15 protein-coding genes are annotated in these 18,081 nt (G+C 68.7%); 9 read left to right on the top strand and 6 right to left on the bottom strand.

Annotated features, from left to right (window positions below; translation table 11 throughout):
* The first annotated feature begins 41 nt into the window (after positions 1-41).
* On the top strand, positions 42-1,049 hold the full coding sequence (locus OED01_RS13415; RefSeq protein ID WP_264155785.1) for a LacI family DNA-binding transcriptional regulator: 1,008 nt from the start codon (positions 42-44) through the stop codon (positions 1,047-1,049).
* A 30-nt stretch (positions 1,050-1,079) separates the two neighbouring features.
* Here OED01_RS13415 and OED01_RS13410 read toward each other — a convergent pair whose 3' ends face one another.
* Positions 1,080-4,739, bottom strand: coding sequence for a DUF5979 domain-containing protein (locus OED01_RS13410; protein ID WP_264155784.1), 3,660 nt, complete (start codon positions 4,737-4,739; stop codon positions 1,080-1,082).
* Between the two features lie 275 nt (positions 4,740-5,014).
* On the opposite strand from OED01_RS13410, the gene OED01_RS13405 reads away from it, so the two are divergent.
* The 7 genes from OED01_RS13405 to OED01_RS13375 all read left to right on the top strand — a co-directional run bounded on the left by OED01_RS13405 (position 5,015) and on the right by OED01_RS13375 (position 11,279).
* Positions 5,015-5,656: a DUF2291 family protein gene (locus OED01_RS13405; RefSeq protein WP_264155783.1), complete on the top strand. Its 642-nt coding sequence runs from the start codon at positions 5,015-5,017 to the stop codon at positions 5,654-5,656.
* Positions 5,653-7,221, top strand: coding sequence for a sugar ABC transporter ATP-binding protein (locus OED01_RS13400; protein ID WP_264155782.1), 1,569 nt, complete (start codon positions 5,653-5,655; stop codon positions 7,219-7,221). The genes OED01_RS13405 and OED01_RS13400 overlap by 4 nt, the downstream gene beginning before the upstream one ends.
* Positions 7,218-8,318 (top strand): ABC transporter permease, encoded by a 1,101-nt coding sequence (locus OED01_RS13395; protein WP_264155781.1) that lies wholly within the window; start codon positions 7,218-7,220, stop codon positions 8,316-8,318. The genes OED01_RS13400 and OED01_RS13395 overlap by 4 nt, the downstream gene beginning before the upstream one ends.
* A gap of 47 nt (positions 8,319-8,365) precedes the next feature.
* Positions 8,366-9,355 carry a D-ribose ABC transporter substrate-binding protein gene (locus tag OED01_RS13390; protein ID WP_264155780.1) on the top strand — a complete coding sequence of 330 codons (990 nt, stop codon included), beginning with the start codon at positions 8,366-8,368 and terminating at the stop codon, positions 9,353-9,355.
* A 92-nt stretch (positions 9,356-9,447) separates the two neighbouring features.
* Positions 9,448-10,071, top strand: coding sequence for a DUF1349 domain-containing protein (locus tag OED01_RS13385; protein WP_264155779.1), 624 nt, complete (start codon positions 9,448-9,450; stop codon positions 10,069-10,071).
* Between the two features lie 183 nt (positions 10,072-10,254).
* A complete protein-coding gene (locus OED01_RS13380) occupies positions 10,255-10,935 on the top strand; it encodes a hypothetical protein (protein ID WP_264155778.1) in 681 nt (226 codons plus the stop codon).
* Positions 10,936-10,943: 8 nt separating this feature from the next.
* Entirely contained in the window at positions 10,944-11,279 is a 336-nt protein-coding gene (locus tag OED01_RS13375; RefSeq protein WP_264155777.1) for a hypothetical protein, read from the top strand.
* Between the two features lie 246 nt (positions 11,280-11,525).
* Here OED01_RS13375 and OED01_RS13370 read toward each other — a convergent pair whose 3' ends face one another.
* A complete protein-coding gene (locus tag OED01_RS13370) occupies positions 11,526-13,235 on the bottom strand; it encodes a hypothetical protein (RefSeq protein ID WP_264155776.1) in 1,710 nt (569 codons plus the stop codon).
* A gap of 69 nt (positions 13,236-13,304) precedes the next feature.
* On the opposite strand from OED01_RS13370, the gene OED01_RS13365 reads away from it, so the two are divergent.
* A complete protein-coding gene (locus OED01_RS13365) occupies positions 13,305-14,546 on the top strand; it encodes a D-arabinono-1,4-lactone oxidase (protein WP_264155775.1) in 1,242 nt (413 codons plus the stop codon).
* A gap of 6 nt (positions 14,547-14,552) precedes the next feature.
* On the opposite strand, the gene OED01_RS13360 is transcribed toward OED01_RS13365, so the two are convergent.
* Genes OED01_RS13360 through OED01_RS13345 form a run of 4 tightly spaced genes read right to left on the bottom strand, consistent with a single transcriptional unit; the run spans position 14,553 to position 18,062 of the window.
* Positions 14,553-15,605 carry a LacI family DNA-binding transcriptional regulator gene (locus OED01_RS13360; RefSeq protein ID WP_264155774.1) on the bottom strand — a complete coding sequence of 351 codons (1,053 nt, stop codon included), beginning with the start codon at positions 15,603-15,605 and terminating at the stop codon, positions 14,553-14,555.
* Positions 15,606-15,665: 60 nt separating this feature from the next.
* Positions 15,666-16,421, bottom strand: coding sequence for an SDR family NAD(P)-dependent oxidoreductase (locus OED01_RS13355; protein ID WP_264155773.1), 756 nt, complete (start codon positions 16,419-16,421; stop codon positions 15,666-15,668).
* A gap of 1 nt (position 16,422) precedes the next feature.
* On the bottom strand, positions 16,423-17,271 hold the full coding sequence (locus OED01_RS13350; protein WP_264155771.1) for a phosphogluconate dehydrogenase C-terminal domain-containing protein: 849 nt from the start codon (positions 17,269-17,271) through the stop codon (positions 16,423-16,425).
* On the bottom strand, positions 17,268-18,062 hold the full coding sequence (locus tag OED01_RS13345) for a sugar phosphate isomerase/epimerase family protein (protein WP_264155770.1): 795 nt from the start codon (positions 18,060-18,062) through the stop codon (positions 17,268-17,270). Before OED01_RS13345 ends, OED01_RS13350 begins: the two co-directional genes overlap by 4 nt.
* Positions 18,063-18,081 lie beyond the last annotated feature (19 nt).

The raw sequence follows: 18,081 nt of genomic DNA, 5'->3' as shown, positions 1-18,081 counted from the left end.
CCGTACACTCGCGGACAGCGCGCGACAGGAAGAGGCGGACAGTGGCAGTGAGTGTACGCGACGTCGCGGCGACGGCCGGAGTGTCGGTGGGCACCGTCTCGAACGTGCTCAACCGCCCGGACAAGGTCGCCGCCGCCACCGTGGAGCGGGTGCAGGCAGCCATCGAGGAGCTCGGTTTCGTGCGCAACGACGCCGCCCGCCAGTTGCGGGCCGGGCGCAGTCGCAGCATCGGCCTCGTGGTGCTCGACGCCGGCAACCCCTTCTTCGCCGACGTGGCACGCGGCGCCGAAGCGCGTGCCGAGGAGGATCGTCTCTCGGTCCTGCTCGGCAACAGCGACGAGGACGCCTCCCGCGAAGACGGCTATCTCGACCTGTTCCGGGAGCAGCGCGTCAACGGGGTCCTGATCACCCCGGCATCCGACGACGAAGCCAAGCTGCGACGTCTGCAGGATGCCGGGACGCCGGTCGTCCTGGTCGACCACGAGTCCCCTGGCGGCGAGTTCTGCTCCGTGTCGGTCGACGACGTCGAGGGCGGATACCTGGCGGCCAAGCATCTGCTGGACGTCGGTCGTCGCCGACTGGTCTTCGTCGGCGGGCCGGCGTCCATCGCGCAGGTCGCGAATCGTCTGACCGGCGCTCGACGCGCGGTCGCGGAGGTCGCCGGCGCGGCCGTGGAGGTCATCGAGATGCCGGCGCTGACGGTGCTGCACGGACGGGACGCGGGGGAGGATCTCGTCCGTCGCAGCGCCGGCGATCGCCCCGATGCGATCTTCGCCGCGAACGATCTGCTTGCGGTGGGCATCCTGCAGGCACTGACGATGTTCAGCGACGTGCGGGTGCCGGAGGACATCGCGCTGATCGGCTACGACGACATCGACTTCGCAGCGGCGACCGTCGTGCCGTTGAGCTCGATCCGTCAGCCGTCGCAGCTCATCGGACACACCGCCGTCGATCTGCTGCTGCGCTCGATCGATGATCCGGACGGCGATTACGAGCGCAACGTGCGCTTCCGTCCCGAGCTCGTCGTCCGCGCTTCGACCGCCGGCTGAGGTCGACCGGGGGTCCTGCGGCGCGGCACGTCAGACGGCACGGCGCCGGGTCGCGATCAGGACGATCCCCGCGGTGACGAGCATCAGCGCGGCGAGGGTCACCCACGGCGCCACGCCTTCACCACCGGTCTTCGGGAGATCTCCGCCGCCGTCCGGCGCATCCGCATGGTTCACGAGCGAGAACTCGATCGACTGACCTTCGACGAGCGCCACGCTCGCCCAGCCGTCGGCATCCGTGCTCACAGCCCGGCCGTCGACCGTCCAGGTCGCCGCCTCCCAGGTCACGTCGTCGACGGCCGGCGGTGCGACCTCCCGGATCCGCAGCTCGGCACCGGACGGAATGCCCGAGACGCCGACGGTCTCTCCCGCGCGGACGGTCGTGGTCTGCACCTCGCCGCCGTCGATCGTGTACTCGAGCGCATAGGTCGTGTCGGTCGGGACTTCGGGAGCTCCATCGCCGGTCACCGTCTTGGCGATGGAGAATGCGGACGTCGGTGCGCTGTCGGCCGTGTTCGTCATGGTGAGGGCGATCGGATCCGGAGCGTCGCCGCCGTCGAGATGGAGCGCGACGACGCCGCCGGGTTCGGTGACGAGGTCGGCGCCGTCGGCGCTCCAGGTCACCGGGCCCCACTGCACTCCGTCGATCACCGGACGTTGGCCCTCGCGCAGTTCGACGATCGTGCCGACCGGCAGATACGGGGAGACCGCGGGCGCGTCGATGCCGGCGTTCAACGGCTCTTGCGGTTCGAGATCGGCCGCCCAAAGCACGGGGAAGACCGTATCGGACGGCACGAGCGACGAGGCATCGCCGGTGACCTCCTTCACGACCGAGAAGCGCGTCTGCTCGACCGCGGTGTTGGTGACCTCGAGCTGCGCGGTTCCGCCGCGAACGAGGAACGAACTGGAGGGCGTCCAGGTGGTCTCGCCCCAGACGTACGAGGGCGGCAGTGCCGACGCATCCGGCTCGATCTCGTTCAGGCTCACGACGGTGCCGATCGGGAAGGTCACGGGGTTTCCGTTGCCGTCGACAGGTCCGGCCGCAGTGCCGTCCGCGGGGAGCTCGATGCTTCCCGTCTCGATGTCGCCGAGGGGAAGGCGCGCCTCGTAGTCGACGGTGAAGGAGTCGACGAGCAGATCGTCCGGGTCGATGCCGACGACATCCTTGACCACCGTGAAGGTGCCGGTCCGCACGGAGTGCACGTTCGTGATGGTCGCGCTCACTGTGGCCTGATCGTTCTCGCCGATGACGAGCTCCCCGGAGGATGCCTCCACGGGCGTCATCCACACGATCCAGGCAACAGCGGGCGGTTGCAGTTCGCCGTACGTGATCTGCGTACCGTACGGGAACTGCAGCGGGTCGCCAGCGGCATCCGCGGGGCCGACGGGCGTTCCGTCTCCCGGGAGGCGCAGGACGCCCTCGGTCACTTCGCCGCCCGGCGTGGTCGCGGTCCACGAGACGCTGAACTCGAGCCCTGGCGGAAGATGGATGCCGGAGGCGAACGCCTTGTTGAGCTCGAACGTGCCGGCCTTGCGTTCGTTGGCCACCTCGATGACGACGTCGCCCGTCGCGGGCAGCGGGATGTCGACGATCGCGTCCTCCAGCGGGACGTCGTCTTCGAAGCCTGTTGCCGGGTACTCCGTCGTCATGCCGTCGGCCGTGACGCGGAAGACCGGCGGCTGCCAGCCGGCGGGGTCGGTTGGCGCGCCGTCGAGCGTCGGGACGTGCTCGGCGATCTGGAGCGTCTCGGCATCCGTCTCGACGTCGCCGAGCAGCTGCGGGTCGCCGAGCGGCAGTACGCGGTCGGTGCGGGACGGCGCGGGGTCGGTGTTGTAGCTGACCGTGTACTCGTAATCGGCATCCGCGCCGGTGGCGGACTTCACGATCGAGATGGTCCGTGTCGCGTCGTCCGGTGCGATCGTGTTCGTGAGCGCCACGGCGACCGTGGTGTCGTCGTCGATCAGGAAGGTGCGGCCCGGATCCCAGCCTGAGCCGACCCAGTGGTAGCCGTCCGGAGGCGTCACGCCCGACCGGTCCTCGACGAGCACGATGCGTGTGCCGACCGGGAACTCCTCCCCGACCGGCACGGACGTGCCGTCGAGGGGGACCTCGAGCGTGCCGGAGCCGATCTGCTCGCCGGCGTAGAACGCCGTCCAGTTCACCGGCACCGTCCCCTCCGGTTGGAGTGGAGCTCCTTCGGAGTCGAGGACTTCGATCACTTTCGACACGCTGAACGTTCCGGTCTGCGCGGTCGCGGTGTTCGTGACGATGACGTCGGCTGTGCCTGTGCCGATCGTGATCTGCGACGGAGTGATCGTGGCGTCGCCCCACTCATAGCCGGGGACGGATTCGGGAGAGATCTCGTCGAAGGCGATCACGGTGCCGGTGGGGAATGATCCGGGCGGTGCCACCCACGAGCCGTCGGCAGGGAGCTCGAGCGCCCCGGTCGTCTCGGTTCCGTCCGGCTCGGTCGCGGTGAAATTGACGGTGAACGTCGTGCCGGCCGGGAGCTGCTCGGGGTCGATCCCCTCGAGGGCCTTGCGGATGCGGAAGGTGCCATCCGAGGCATTGCACGCGATCGAGCCTGCGAACAGGAAGGAGTGGACCTCGCCGCCCTCGAGGATCACGTTCTGAGCCAGGACCTGGCCGTCCAGGGGTGCGGCGTTGACGGTGACGGTCGCGTTCGGGGCGTAGATCGAGCCGTCCATGCGGACACCGGCCGCGTCGATCGTGACGTCGCCCGTGACCTGGGACAGATCCCACAGCATGTACGGCGAATACATGCCCTGCGGATCGATACGTGCCCCGCTGACGGAGGTGGTGCCAGCGGGCACCTGAATCACCAGCGGGTTCTGCACGCCGGGCGTCGGACCAGCCGAGAACTGGATGAGCGAGGCGCCAGCGATGTCGGCGTAGTCGACGAGGTTCACCTGATCAGGGCTGAGAGGGGCGAGCACCACCCGGTCGCCGTCGTCCTCGGCGACAGCGACCTGATGGGCGGAGTCCGGCAACTGCGCGAGGCATGCTGTGGCGTCGTCATATGTGGCCTCGGCGTTGGCCTCGACATAGTCGGCGACGGCGGCGCTCGACGTGTCGGCGGTGTAAATGCTGCCGTTTCCGGCAGAGGATCCCGGAGGTGCAGCGTCTCCGGGATACGCCTGTGCCGTGGCATCGATGAGGGGTGTCCGGTCAGGCGAGGACGCGTCGAGATTGAGTCGCAGCCAGTCCCCACGCGCGGAGGCCTCCCACGGTCCGTCGCGCTCGACCATCTTGAGGTCGCCCTGCAGTGCGGGATCGGATGTTCCCGCGCTCGTGATGGCGGTGATCCCGCCGCTGTCCGGTGAGAATGCGCCGACCAGGAGTCGGGTCGGATCGCCGTCGACCGAGGGGATCGAGTAGTCACCGGTTCCGGCGGCGACGTGGATGATGGTGTACTGCGAATCTCCCGGCTTGGTCGCCGTGCCGCCGGCCGCGATGCTGCCCTCGGTCTCCTGGTTACCCAGCCTGATGTCCTCACGCGCGTAGACCGTGAAGCCGCCGTTCATCGCGAGCGGGTTGAACGTGTCCGGGTACGCCGCCTCGGCGGGTTCCGCTTCGGTGAGCGGCGCGACGATCGCACCGGTGAGGGCGATCGCGCCGGCCGTGAGCGCCGAGATGAGGCGACGGGCGCGTCGAGCAGGGGTGTGCGGCATCAGTCAGCTCTCCACGGGCTTCGTGTTGCGCCGATTCCGGGCGTCGGCACTGATCTCGAGGCTACCCGACCGCTCGGATTGGGACCGATTCCACGCGTGACCTGCACGCATGACAGCGACACGCGGGTGCGGGGCTGCGCGGCGCTCGGACCCATAACGATCCGATCAAGGGCTTCCCCGTCTCCGCGTTCCCTGATACATTTTGGTCAACCGGTTGATGGATCTGCGGCGCTGGAGTCGCGGACCCGGATCACTGACCTGCGAAGGAGCAGCCTATGAACGCGACGGCGCGTCGACCGAGGATCAAGGCCTGGGTCCCGATCACCGTTGCCCTTCTGGCCGTGGTCGGCATCGGCCTCGCCACGACGACGTACGTCTCGATCGAGGATGCCGAGGCGAGCGCGAACGCCGGCAGCTTCGATCCCGTCTCCTACGCGGACGAGCGCTTCGACAGCGAGATCGTCCCGCAGATCGAGGACGACGCCGTCGACCTGGCCACGCTGCTCGCCGACCTCGAGGCCGGTGCGGATGAAGGCGACTTCGGATACGCGCCCGGTGCAGGCAGCTCCTACAGCTTCCCCGTGACCTTCACAGCGACGGCCGGTGCGCAGAACGGTTCGGTGCTGCCCGTCACGGTCGCCGACGTTCCCGCCGAGACGACCGTGCACATCCAGGTCGGACCTGCGCTGAACGGCACCGCGCTGCGCGACGTCACCGGCACCGTCTCTTTCAACGACTTCACCAACCAGCTCGAGTTCCAGGAGGTCGCGACCGAGTTCAACAACCGCGTCCGCGACGGGATGCTCGCCGAAGTCGGTCCGATCTCGGAGGGGCAGACGATCACGGTGACCGGAGCCTTCACGCGCGTGAACCCCGCGCTCGTCTCGGTCGTCGCCGTCGCTATCGAGGTCGAATGATGGCTGCTCTGGTCGATGCGGTCGCCGACGACACGGTCGTCATGCGCGCCAGAGGGATCTCAAAGGTCTACGGAGCGACGCACGCGCTCAAGGGCGTGGACTTCGACATCCGCTCCGGTGCCGTCACTGTGCTGTTCGGAGAGAACGGTGCCGGCAAGTCCACGCTCATGAAGATCCTTTCCGGCGTCGAGACGCCGACCGCCGGCATCCTCGAGCTGCGTGGCGAGGAGATCGTCCTTGACAACACCGTGGATGCCGCGCATCGCGGCATCGCGATCATCCACCAGGAGCTGAGCCTGGCGCCGAACCTCAGCATCAAGGACAACATCTTCATGGGCCGCGAGTACACGCGTGCCGGCATCCTCGTCGACGACAGGGCTGAGACGGCGAAGACGCGCGATCTCATGCGGCGCCTGGCCGAGGACCTGGATCCCAGGACGCTCGTCGGCGACCTCCGCCTCGGGCAGCAGCAGGTCGTCGAGATCGCTCGTGCCCTGGCAGGCGAGGCGCGCGTCCTCATCATGGATGAGCCGACGTCGGCGCTCAGCGGCAGCGAAGTCGAGGTGCTGTTCTCGCTGATCCGTGAGCTGACGGACGAGGGCGTCGCGATCGTCTACATCTCGCACCACCTCGAAGAAGCCCTGGAGATCGCCGACCACGCGGTGGTCTTCCGCGACGGGGCGCTCGTCGCCACCGGTGATCGCGCCGAGATCGATCTGAACTGGGTCATCTCGCACATGGTCGGCCGTGCAGCGGACGACCTCGCGCCCGACCTGCTCGACGAGTTCGGCGACGTGGCGCTGTCACTGAAGGGCGTCACGGTCGCCGACCCGTCGAACCCGAGCCGGCTGGCCGTCGACAGCCTCGACCTCGAGGTGCGCGAAGGCGAGATCGTCTGCCTGTACGGGCTCATGGGCGCCGGGCGCACCGAACTGCTCGAGGCGCTCGCCGGACGCTCTCCGATCCAGCGCGGCGAGGTCCTGATCCACGGCGAGCCGCTCGCGTCGCAGACCATCGGCGACCGCATCGCTTCGGGTCTCGCGCTCGTCCCCGAGGATCGGCAGCGCGACGGTCTGGTGCAGACGATGTCGGTCGGTGAGAACACTGCGCTGTCCAGCCTGCTGTCCTTTGCGCCGATGGGCTGGATCCGTGCGCGACGCGAACGCGATGCGGTCGCCCGCAGCATGGCCGACGTGCATGTGAAGGCCGCCGGCCCGAACGCGTCGATCACGTCGCTGTCCGGAGGTAACCAGCAGAAGGTCGTGATCGGCAAGACCCTCATGACCGAACCGCGCGTGATCCTGCTCGACGAACCGTCGCGCGGCATCGACGTCGGTGCGAAGGCAGAGATCTTCGCACTGATGGCGCGCGAGGCCCGCCGAGGACTCGCCGTGCTCTTCGCGACGAGCGAAGTGGGCGAGGCACTCGGCGTATCCAACCGCGTCATCGTGATGTCGAAGGGCCGCATCGTCGGTGAATTCGACCCCAGGAATTCCACCCGTGAGGACCTCATGGTCGCCTCAGGGGAATCGCACACCGACGAAGCCGCAGGGAGCGCGCAATGACCACCCAGAACACCGCGGTTCGGCGGAACCGCCTGCAGAACATCGACATCGGATCGCTGCTGCTCGAGGGCCGCGCGTTCATCGCGCTGATCGTCCTCATCATCATCTTCGCGTTGCTGTCGGACTCGTTCCTCACCTTCAGCAACCTCGTCACCATGACCAAGCACGTCGCGTACAACGGCATCCTGGCGCTGGGGATGCTGTTCGTGATCCTCAAGGGCGGCATCGACCTGTCCGTCGGGTCCACGGTCGGCCTGTCGGGTGTGGTCGCCGGAACTCTCCTGCAGGGCTGGCAGCTCACGGTGTTCGACATCGTCGCCTACCCGCAGGTGTGGTTCGTCGTCGTGGTCGCGCTCGCCGTCGGCACGTTCGTCGGCTTCATCAACGGCATCCTGGTGACCAAGTTCAACGTCGCCCCTTTCATCGCCACCCTCGGCATGCTCTACGTCGCCCGGGGGGCGGCGCTGCTCATCTCCAACGGGACGACGTATCCGAAGCTGGCCGGAACCGAGGAACTCGGCAACCAGGGATTCCTCCTGATCGGAGGCGGGCGCATCCTCGGCATCCCGACCGCGATCTGGATCATGGTCGTGTTCGCGCTGATCGCCTCGCTCGTGCTGCGCAAGACGCCGTTCGGACGCTGGGTGTACGCGACAGGCGGCAACGAGCGGGCCGCGGAGCTGTCGGGCGTCCCGGTCAAGAAGGTCAAGCTGCGCGTCTACATGATCAGTGGGTTCTGCGCCGCGACCACGGGTCTGATCATCTCGTCCGAGCTGACAAGCGCGGCGCCGCAGCTCGGCGAGACGTTCGAGCTCAACGCGATCGCGGCGGTCGTGATCGGCGGGGCTGCGCTGACCGGCGGCCGGGGCAACGTCCGCGGCGTCCTGATCGGAGCGTTCGTCATCGGCTTCCTCAGCGACGGTCTCGTGCTGGTCGGGGTCTCGACGTTCTGGCAGATCGCGATCAAGGGCGCTGTCATCATCCTCGCGGTCATGCTCGATCAGGCGCAGCAGCGCATCACCCGCTCGAAGAACGCAGCGCTCGCCGCGGCGAACAAGCAGTCCTCACCCCCTCAGGCAACGCCGGCGACGGCGTGAACCCCGCTGCGACGTCAGCAGCACCACAGCACGATCGAAGGAGAATCATGCGACGCAGTATCCTCGCCGCAGCAGCGGCACTCACCCTCGTCTTCGGGCTCGCCGCGTGCAGCCCCGGCGGCGACGACGCCGGTTCGGGCGACGGCGGCGGTGGCGACGGGGGCGGCGACGCCGGCGGTCTCATCGCGATCATCACGCCATCGCACGACAACCCGTTCTTCAAGGCCGAAGCGGATGCCGCGGCGGCGGAGGCCGAGAAGCTCGGCTACGAGACGTCCGTCGCCTCCCACGACGACGACCCGAACAAGCAGAGCGAGCTGATCGACGCGGCCATCAGCAAGGATGCCGTCGCGATCGTCCTCGACAACGCCGGCGCCGATGCGTCGATCGGCCCGGTGCAGAAGGCCAAGGATGCCGGCATCCCGGTCTTCCTCATCGACCGTGAGATCAATGAGACCGGCGTCGCGGCAGCGCAGATCGTCGCCAACAACGCGCAGGGCGCTGCAGCGGTCGCGGAGGAGTGGGTCGCTGCTCTTCCGGACGGCGGGAAGTACATCGAGCTGACCGGCAAGGAGTCCGACACCAACGCCGGCGTGCGTTCGGAGGCGTACGCGAGCGTCATCTCGCAGTACCCGAACCTCGTCTCCGTCGCGAAGGAGACCGCGAACTGGAGCCAGGACGAGGCCTTCACGAAGATCGAGACTCTGCTGCAGCGTGACCCGGACATCCAGGGCATCATCGCGGGCAACGACACGATGGCGCTCGGTGCGGTGGCGGCGGTGGAGGCGGCTGGCCTCACCGGCAAGGTCGTCATCGCCGGGTTCGACGGCAGCCCCGACGCCGTCGAGGCCATCAAGGCCGGCACGCTGCTGGCGACCGGCCTGCAGCCGGCCGTGCTGATCTCGCAGCTCGCGGTGCAGCAGGCCGACACGTTCGTGAAGACGGGGGAGACGGGTGAGGACGAGAAGCAGTCGATCGACTGCATCGTCATCAACGCCGAGAACGCGGAGAGCTACACGCTCTTCTCGTTGGAGTGATCGGTCGGGGGACCGGAGAGAACGAGGGGCCGTCCTGCGGGGCGGCCCCTCGTGGTGGCGGTCCATCACGCCGATGAAGGAGAGTAGGAGCCATGACTGATCCTTTCCTCGCGCTCGATGCGCTGCCGCCGCTGTCCTGGGTTCCCGTCGAGGGTGAAGCATCGGTCGAGCAGTCGACGCAGACGCTCACCCTGCGGAGCGCGGCCGGAGTGGATTGGACCAATGACGCGACCGGTGGCGAGCAGCAGCATCAGGCGGCCAGTCTGGCGTTCGTGGCCCCATCCGCGCCGTTCATGCTCTCGGCCGACGTGTCCGTCATCGGTGACCGCACGACGTTCGATGCCGGTGCGCTGTCGATCTGGGCGGATGAGGACCACTGGGCGAAGCTCTGCTTCGAGAACTCGCCGGACGGCGAACCGATGGTCGTCAGCGTCGTGACGAACATGTACTCCGATGACGTCAACTCGCGCCTTGTGCTGGAGGCGAGTGTCTATCTGCGCCTCGCGTTCCTCGGCGGCAATGCCTGGGCCTTCCACTCCTCGGCGGACGGCGAGCGCTGGGATTTCGTGCGCCTGTTCCATCTCCCGGTGCCGGCCGGGACGTCGACATACGTCGGCTTCCTCAGTCAGGCACCCTGTGGTGAACGGTGCGATGTCGTCTTCAGCGACATCCGCTTCAGCCATTCGCTGCTCAGCGACATCCGGGACGGCAGCTGACCGCCTCTTCTCTCCCTCCTTCCGTACGTCACAAAGTCTTGCCTGTTTCGAACATAGGTACTAAACTGGGGTGATGGATGCGGCGGCGCGGGTGCCCTCTTCTTCTCCGGTTCTGGAGCCGGTGGAGGAGATCGGTGTGCTGCTGGCGGATGCGAGTGCTCGCAGGTCGATGCGAATCGTCAGGTGGCGTTGCAGGCGGGCCGGATGCTGCGGGTGGTGCGGTACGCGCGTCGGCATCCGGAGTTGTTCGTCGACGGGATCGAGGATGCTGAGGCGATCGATCACGCGGAGCGGGCCGCGGTCCTGGATCTCGCGTTGCGGATGAACATGTCCGAGGAGCATGTGCGGGGGCAGGTGTTCCTGGCTGAGCGTGCCCTGGTGCATCTGCCGGGGTTGTGGGAGCGGGCGGTGACGGGGTTCGCGTCGTTGTATCTGGTGGGTCGGGCTGTGCATGCGCTCGGTCTGGTCGCCGCTCCCGCGGATGCGACCGCCGAGGAGCGGGCGGCGGAGCGGGCCGCGTTCGCGGCGATCGACGCCGCCACCGCGGAATGGGCGGGGTCGTGTTCGCCGGCGTCGTTCAATCGGCGGCTGAAGCGGCTCACGGACCGGTTGTGTCCGGTGCCGGCCGAGGCGCAGCATGCCAGGGCGATGCGGGACCGGCGGGTGTATGTCGAAGACACCGGTGGGGGCATGGCGTGGTTTCATGCGCTGATCCCCACCCTGACGCGCGGGCCGCGTTCCGGAGGGCGACGAGTACCGCGAAGCACCTGTCGAAGGACGCCCGTGAGGGCCGCACCCGCGACCAGCTCCGCGCCGACCTGTCCAGCGCGTGGCTGCGCGGGATCGGCACCGACACCGCGGTGAAGACGAAAGTGTTCGTCACCATCCCCGTGCAGTTGCTCGCCGCCGCCCGCGACGGCACCCCGATCGACGCCGATATCGTCCGGGTTCTCGCGTCCGAGCAGGCCGAGGTCGTCGGCCGCGACAGCATCGACCCGGTCACCGCCGCGCAGATCTTCTCCGACGCCACCGCGTTTCACCGGGTGATCACCGACCCCGTCCACGGAGTGATCCTGGACATGGACCGCCGCACCTACCGGCCCACCACCGCCCAACGCGACTGGCTCATCCTGAAACACCGCACCTGCTCCTGCGACGGCTGCGAACGCCTCGCCGCCGACGCCGAGATCGACCACCGCCGCCCCTGAGCCACCGGAGGCACAACCAACGCCGACTCCCTCGCACCCCTCTGCCCCCACCACCACAAACACCGCCACCGCACCCGAACCCACTACCGAACCCGCCCCAACGGCACCATCCAACTCACCACACCCACCGGCCACACCACCCGAGAACAACCACCACCGTTCTGACAGCCGCGCTCACGCCGTGGTGTGCCGTCGGCGCGACGAGCCGTACCGGAGCGACTGCTCCGTCAGGAGGGGCGAGATCGGTCAGTGCTGAACCCGCACCCACGCGCCAGTGTCGACCGTCACCTCGCCGATGCCATCGACCTCCACACGACGTTCCTCGCGGTCCAGATTCGCGACGAGCACGGTGACGCCGGCATCCGTCCTCGAACTGATCGCCCACACCAGGCCATCCGCAGTCATGCCCGAAAGCAGCGTCCCGCCGGCCAGGGACACGAGCGCGTCGACGGCATCCGCTGCGGGCGTGCGGCCGTCCGCCGAGGCGAGTCCACGCGGACCCCAGGTCTCGAACCACGAAACCGAAGCGACGCCGGGAACAGCGAACGCGGCGGCGCTCGCGATCACCCAGGCTCCCAGCTCGGGAGCACCCTGCCGTGCGTCGACGGCGCCGGTGAACTCGGCGCCGTACCCCTCGGACAGATCCGTCCGCCTCGGTGCAGGCTCCGGCGTCGTCGCCACGTTGTTGAAACGCGGGCGCAGCGACACCGGTCCGATGTGCACCGGCAGACCGCCCGCGATCGACACTGCCTGCTCGGCGATCAGCCGCTGCATCGCGAGCGCCTCCACGAGCTGCTCGGTGTCCAGCGTGTGGAACAGGGGAGTCGTGTTCACGACGATCCCGTCCACGTCCCGCGCGATGCGCGCCTGCTCCCGGTTCAACTCGGTGAAGTGCGAACGCGCGCCCGCCAGTACGGGCAGGGACAACCCGGATGCCGCCATCGCCGCGCGCAGCGCGGAGACGACGCGGGAGTCGCTGACATGCTCGGTCGCGTCGAACGCCGTCATCCGCAGCACGCCGGGGGCATCGGCATACTGCGCCACCTCACGAACACCCTCGGCCAGGACAGGCGCCGAGCCGTCGGTCACGATCCGCACGTCCAGGGGCACGCCGTCCCCCGCGGCACGTTCGAGCGCCGCCCTCCAGTTCGGAGTTGCGAGATTCAACTCGACGACGCGGAAGCTCCCGGCATCCGACACCGGCACCGGACCCGGTGCCGTCGACGCCTCGACGCCGAACGACGGCACGGTCCCGCCAGCGACGAGAGCGACGGCACCGCTGTCGCTCGACGGCACCGGCCCCGTCCCGAGCGCCCGGATCGTGATCGACTGCCGTACGCGCTCCCCGGCATCCAGCGGGTACGGAAAGGGCAGTTCCAGCGGGCGGCTGTACGTCTTGAACGACGCGTCCGTCCAGTTGCGCTGGTCCTCCATCTCGAAGACGCCACCGGCGAACTTCAGCGCGAAATCGTCGTCCACGCGCAGCTTGCGGATGCCGACGATCGGTTGATGCGGACTGATGACCGTCGGGAAGGCGACGGCCTCCGACGACCCGTCCGGATGCACGACAACCGCCGGCCGCCCCGCGTCCGTCGCGGGGTGCAGCACGACGAGTCCCGTCCGGTTGGTCTCGAAGGCGTCCGTGTTCACGGCATCCCATTCGATGCGCAGCGCATCCGCCTGAGCGGCGACCCGCAGCGTCGAATCGAGACGTGCTCCCAGGCCGTCGTGCTGCAGGTGCATCGTCAGCGAGGACGCGTCCGAAGCCACCGACAGCACCGTCACCGGAACCGTCAGCCAGCCGCTGTCGCGCACCGCAGCGCGGACCGCACGCAGCAGCATCCTCCCGCCGTATCGGATCTCGGCGAGCTCGTCGCCGCGCACCTCGATGCTCCAGTCATGCGCTCGCCATGTCATGGCATCCGTCCGCCACCAGTAATCTCTCTTCGACACCACGTCACAACCATAACCGGTTGACCAATTGGCCGATAGTCTCAGCGAGGAACATCAACGGAAAGGGCCGCGATGGCAGGCAACTGGGCAGGAACGTACGAGTATCGGGCACCGCGACACATCGTCGTCGCTGACGAGGATGAACTGCGCGCTGCGCTCGCCGGCAACGGCCCTGTCCATGCCCTCGGCACCCGCCACTCGTTCACCGACCTCCCCGACACCGCAGGCACCCTCATCGAGATGGCCGCGTTCGACCGTCCGATCACGATCGATGAGGACGCCCGCACCGTGCGCGTCACCGCCGGCACCCGCTACGGAGTGCTCGCCGCCCAGCTCCACGCCGCCGGCTGGGCACTGCACAACACCGGCTCCCTGCCGCACATCAGCGTCGGTGGCGCCACCTCCACCGGAACGCACGGCTCCGGCGACGGCAACGGCGTGCTCTCCAGCGCGGTCGCGGGCATCCGATTCCTGGACGCCGCAGGCGAAGCGCACGAGGTCAGCCGCGGTGACGCGGACTTCGAGGCGCTCGTCGTCGGCGTTGGCGCGTTCGGCATCCTCACCGAGCTCACCCTCGACATCCAGCCGACCTACCTCGTCCGGCAGGACCTCTACGCCGACGTCACCTGGGAGACGCTCCTCGGCGACATCGACGCCGTGACCTCCGCAGGCGACAGCGTCTCGGTGTTCACCCGCTGGGGCGAGGACCTCGGCTGGGTCTGGGTCAAGCGCCGTGCGACGGATGCCGAGGCGACCGCCCCAGAAGAGCTGCTCGGCGGACGGCTGTCCGCGACGCTCGAGCCCCTCGGGCTCGGCGACAACGTCACGGTCATCGGCACGGCAGGCCCCTGGTACGAGCGCCTGCCGCACTTCCGAGCGGATGCCGAGCCGTCCCGCGGAGACGAGATCCAGACCGAGTACTTCATCGACCGCGCCGACGCGGCGGCCGCCCTCCGAGCGGTCCGCGAGGTCGTGGCGCCCTACACCGAGCACCTCATCTGGACCGAGCTGCGCACCGCGGCATCCGACGAGCTGTGGCTCAGCGGTGCCTACCAGCGCGACGCGTTCATCATCCACTTCACCTGGGAGAACCACCCGGCCGAGGTCACCGAGGCGCTGACCCTCATCGAGCCGGTCCTCGCGCCCTTCAACGCGCGCCCGCACTGGGGCAAGCGTCACCTGATGGAGCGCGCCGATATCGAGCGCGTCGTCCCGCGCCTCGCCGACGCGCGCGCCGTGTTCGAACGCCTCGACCCGACCGGTCGATTCGTCAACGAGCACCTTGTCCGCGTGGGGCTGCGCGAGGCGCGTTGACCCGCGTCAGGCTCCGACGGTGCTGCCGCGGGGAATGAGCGGCACCGGGATCACGACGCGCTCGTGCACATGGCCCGGCTCGGCCTCGGCGTTCAGGAGACGGATCGCCTCCGCACCCATCGCCTGACCAGGCAGCTCGATCGAGGTCAGCGTGATCCAGTCGAGTCCGTTGTCGTGATGGTCCCCGTCGAGACCCAGCACGGCGACATCGTCAGGGGCCGTCAGCTCCATGCGCGCGCGCAGATGGTGCAGGACGCCGGCGGCGAGGTCGTCCGACAGCCCGAGGATCGCCACGCGCTCGCCACCCGCATGCAGAGGCAGAGCGGCCGCGGCGGCCTCTCCGGCAGCCGAGTCCAGACCGTGCGAGGTGACGTCGATCAGTTCCACGCCGCGCGCTGCCGCCGCGTCGTGGGCACCTCGCCGCCGCTCGACGACGGGCTGGACGAGATCCGGGATCGAGACGAAGTACGCGCGACGGATGCCGAGGTCTGCGACGTGCTCGATCGCCGACCGACCGACCTGCTCGTTGTCCATGAGGACCGTGCACCAGTCGGCATCCGGAACGTCGTAGTTGATCACCACGATCGGGCGGACGTGGCTGCGGATGCGCGCGATCCCCGCGGTGGGGTCGCGCATGGAAGCGACCAGCACGCCGTCGGTGCGCGCTTCCGCGAAGTACTCCAGGTAGGAGTCCTGAAGATCGTTCTGCTCGTGGCCCGCCGCGAGGTCATGCGCGTTGAAGAGGCTGTTCGCCATGACGAGGCGCTGGCCCTGCGCGGAGGCCGTCGCCTGCGCGCCCCGTGCGATCCGCACGAACAGTTCGTTGACCAGGTCGGGTGTGATCAGACCCAGGCTGTCCGATCGGTTGCGGATCAGCGTGCGGCCGGCCGAACTGCGGATGTAGCCGATGCGCTCGATTGCGGCCTGCACGCGCTGCAGGGTCTCCTCGGCCAGCCGCTCGGGGTTGTTCAGCGCGTTCGAGACCGTCCCCACTGAGACGCCGGCCTCGCGCGCGACGGCGTTGATGTTCGGATGCGCCCGCCGGGTCGTCCTCGACACCTGCACCCCCTCCGCGGCATACGTTTTCACGCCATCGTACGGGAGTGCAGGTGCTCCGGATCACAGTGACGTCATGCCGCCGTCGACCTGGAAGATCGCGCCCGTCGCGAAGGCCCCGTCGTCGCTGGCGAGGTAGACCATGATGCCCGCGACATCGTCCGGAGTGCCCGCTCTGCCGACCGGGATACGGTTGATGATCGCCGCCCGCGACTCCGGATCCTCGCTGATCGCGGCGACCAGCGGCGTCTCGGTGTAGGCGGGCTGGACGGTGTTGACCCGGATGCCGCGGTCGGCGTACGCCGCGGCGACCGTGCGGCCCAGACCGTGGATGCCGGCCTTCGTCGCGCTGTACGCGGTGAAGTCCTTGCCCTCGCCGTTCACGCCGGTCGGGCTTCCGGTCAGGATGATCGATCCGCCGCCGCGCGGCAGCATCGACCGGACCGCGTGCTTGACGGTCAGGAACGTCCCCGTGAGGTTGATGTCGACCGTCCTGCGCCACACGTCGAGATCGAGGTCGGCGGCCTGCGCATCCTGTCCGAACAGCTGCACACCCGCGTTCGCGACCACGACGTCCGGAGCCCAGCCGTCGGCCTCGACCGCCGCGAAGCCGGCGGCGACGGCATCCTCGTCCGAGATGTCCATCGTCACGGCCCGCGCGTTCTCGCCCAGTGCCGCGGCGGCCGCAGCAGCCCCCTCGCCGTTGCGGTCCGCGAGGATCACGCGGGCGCCCTCACGCACGAAGCGTGTGGCGACGGCGAGGCCGATTCCCAGTGCCGCTCCCGTGACCAGGGCGGTCTTGCCCTCGAGCTGTCCCATCTCAGCGCTCGATGTGGTCGAGGTGCAGCATGCGGGCGAGGTTGCGGTCGAGCTCGTCGTCGCGGAAGATCTTCTTCCAGTCGTCCTTGATGATGCTCTCGCGGCCGTAGTCCATCGCGATCAGGCACGCGTCCGAGAAGGGGTTGTCGCCGCGAAGCCCGTTGGCCAGAGCGACCTGCGTGTGTCCGTACAGGATGCTGCGGGCAGCCGCCTCCGGGACCCCCATCGTGTGGATGGTCTCCTGAAGGGCCTCGTTGAGGAGGTCGCCGATCATGCACGCGACCGTCTCGACAAGGGTCGGCTCGAGCTGGGCGAGCTGCTTGATCGTGACCCAGTGCACGTCGATGACCGGCGCGTAGATGGCGCGGACGGTCTCCTCGACGATCGCCTTCTTCGCCGGGTCGTCGCTCTCGACGGCGGCGATGGCGTCCTGCGGTGCGGCGATGCCGCCGAACGTGTCCGCCCACTGCTCGGGGGTCTCGCGCTGCAGGAAGATCGACGGGTGGCATGGGTGCGCGACGGCCTGGATGACGTCTTCGCGCGTGGTCAGCAGACCCGCGTAGGCGGCGGCGGGGTCGAGCGTCAGCACGATCGCGCCGTCACGGAGTTGCGGGACCAGGTCGGCGGTGACCGGGCCGAGCGCCAGATCCGGCACGGCGAGCACGACGATATCGGCATCGGCGACCGCGACGGACGCCTCGGTCAGCTCGCGTCCTGCGTCGATCGTGCGCTGCTGGCCGGCCGGCGAGTTCTCGACGTACCAGACGGTGTGGTCGGTCTTCGCGAGGTTGTCGGACACGCGCATGCCCATCTTCCCGCCCGCTCCGATGACGGCGATCTTGTGGCTCATGATGTGCTCCTCAGGTGTTCCAGGGTGATGCGGGTCCATTCCCGCTCGGTTCGGATGGTGGTCTGTGCGTCGTCCTGCCAGGGCAGCCAGTGCTCGACGATCTCGTTGATGCCCCGTTCGCGCGGCCGCACGGTCTCGAGCAGATGCGCGTAGTCGTGGAGCCCTGCGCCCATCGCGGCACCGGAATAGGTGAACCCCACCCAGCCCGGTTGACGGGCGAAGGCGAAGTCCTTGACGTGCACGTTCGCGGTGAGGGCTGCGGTCTGCTCGACGCACGACTTCGGGTTCTCCAGCTGCGCGACCACGTTCGCCGGGTCCAGGCAGATGCCCAGATGCGCGCTGCCGACGCTCTCGACGACGCCTATGAGATCGGCGGTCGGCACCTGCTCGTAGGTCTCCAGCGCGAGGGTCACGTCTGCGGCCTGGAAATCGCGGATGCTGCTGCGCAGCCACACCTGCGCCTCGGCGAGACTCGGGCGGGAGTCCGGGCCGTGGATCATGCTGCGGATCAGTCGAGCGTCGAAGACCGACGCGATACGGAGGAAGCGCGTCAGGTGCTCGGGGACGATCCCCTTGGTGCCCAGCTCGATCCGGATGCCGAGCTCGCGGGCTGCTCGGGCGGCATCGTGCAGCTCGGCGTCGGACATCCGCTCGAGTGGCGCGTAGTCGCAGATCTGGAACAGGTCGACGCCCTGAGCCCTGGTGTCCTCCAGGGCACCGATCAGGTCGAGCGGCTCGTCGACGCGGTCGGAGTGCTGCCAGAAGTAGGCGTAGGTGCCGAGGCCGATCATCGGGCGCTCGCGATCCGCT

The sequence above is a fragment of the Microbacterium sp. M28 genome, from assembly GCF_025836995.1.
Classification (GTDB): Bacteria; Actinomycetota; Actinomycetes; order Actinomycetales; family Microbacteriaceae; genus Microbacterium.
This window is presented reverse-complemented; position numbering and strand designations above follow the sequence as displayed.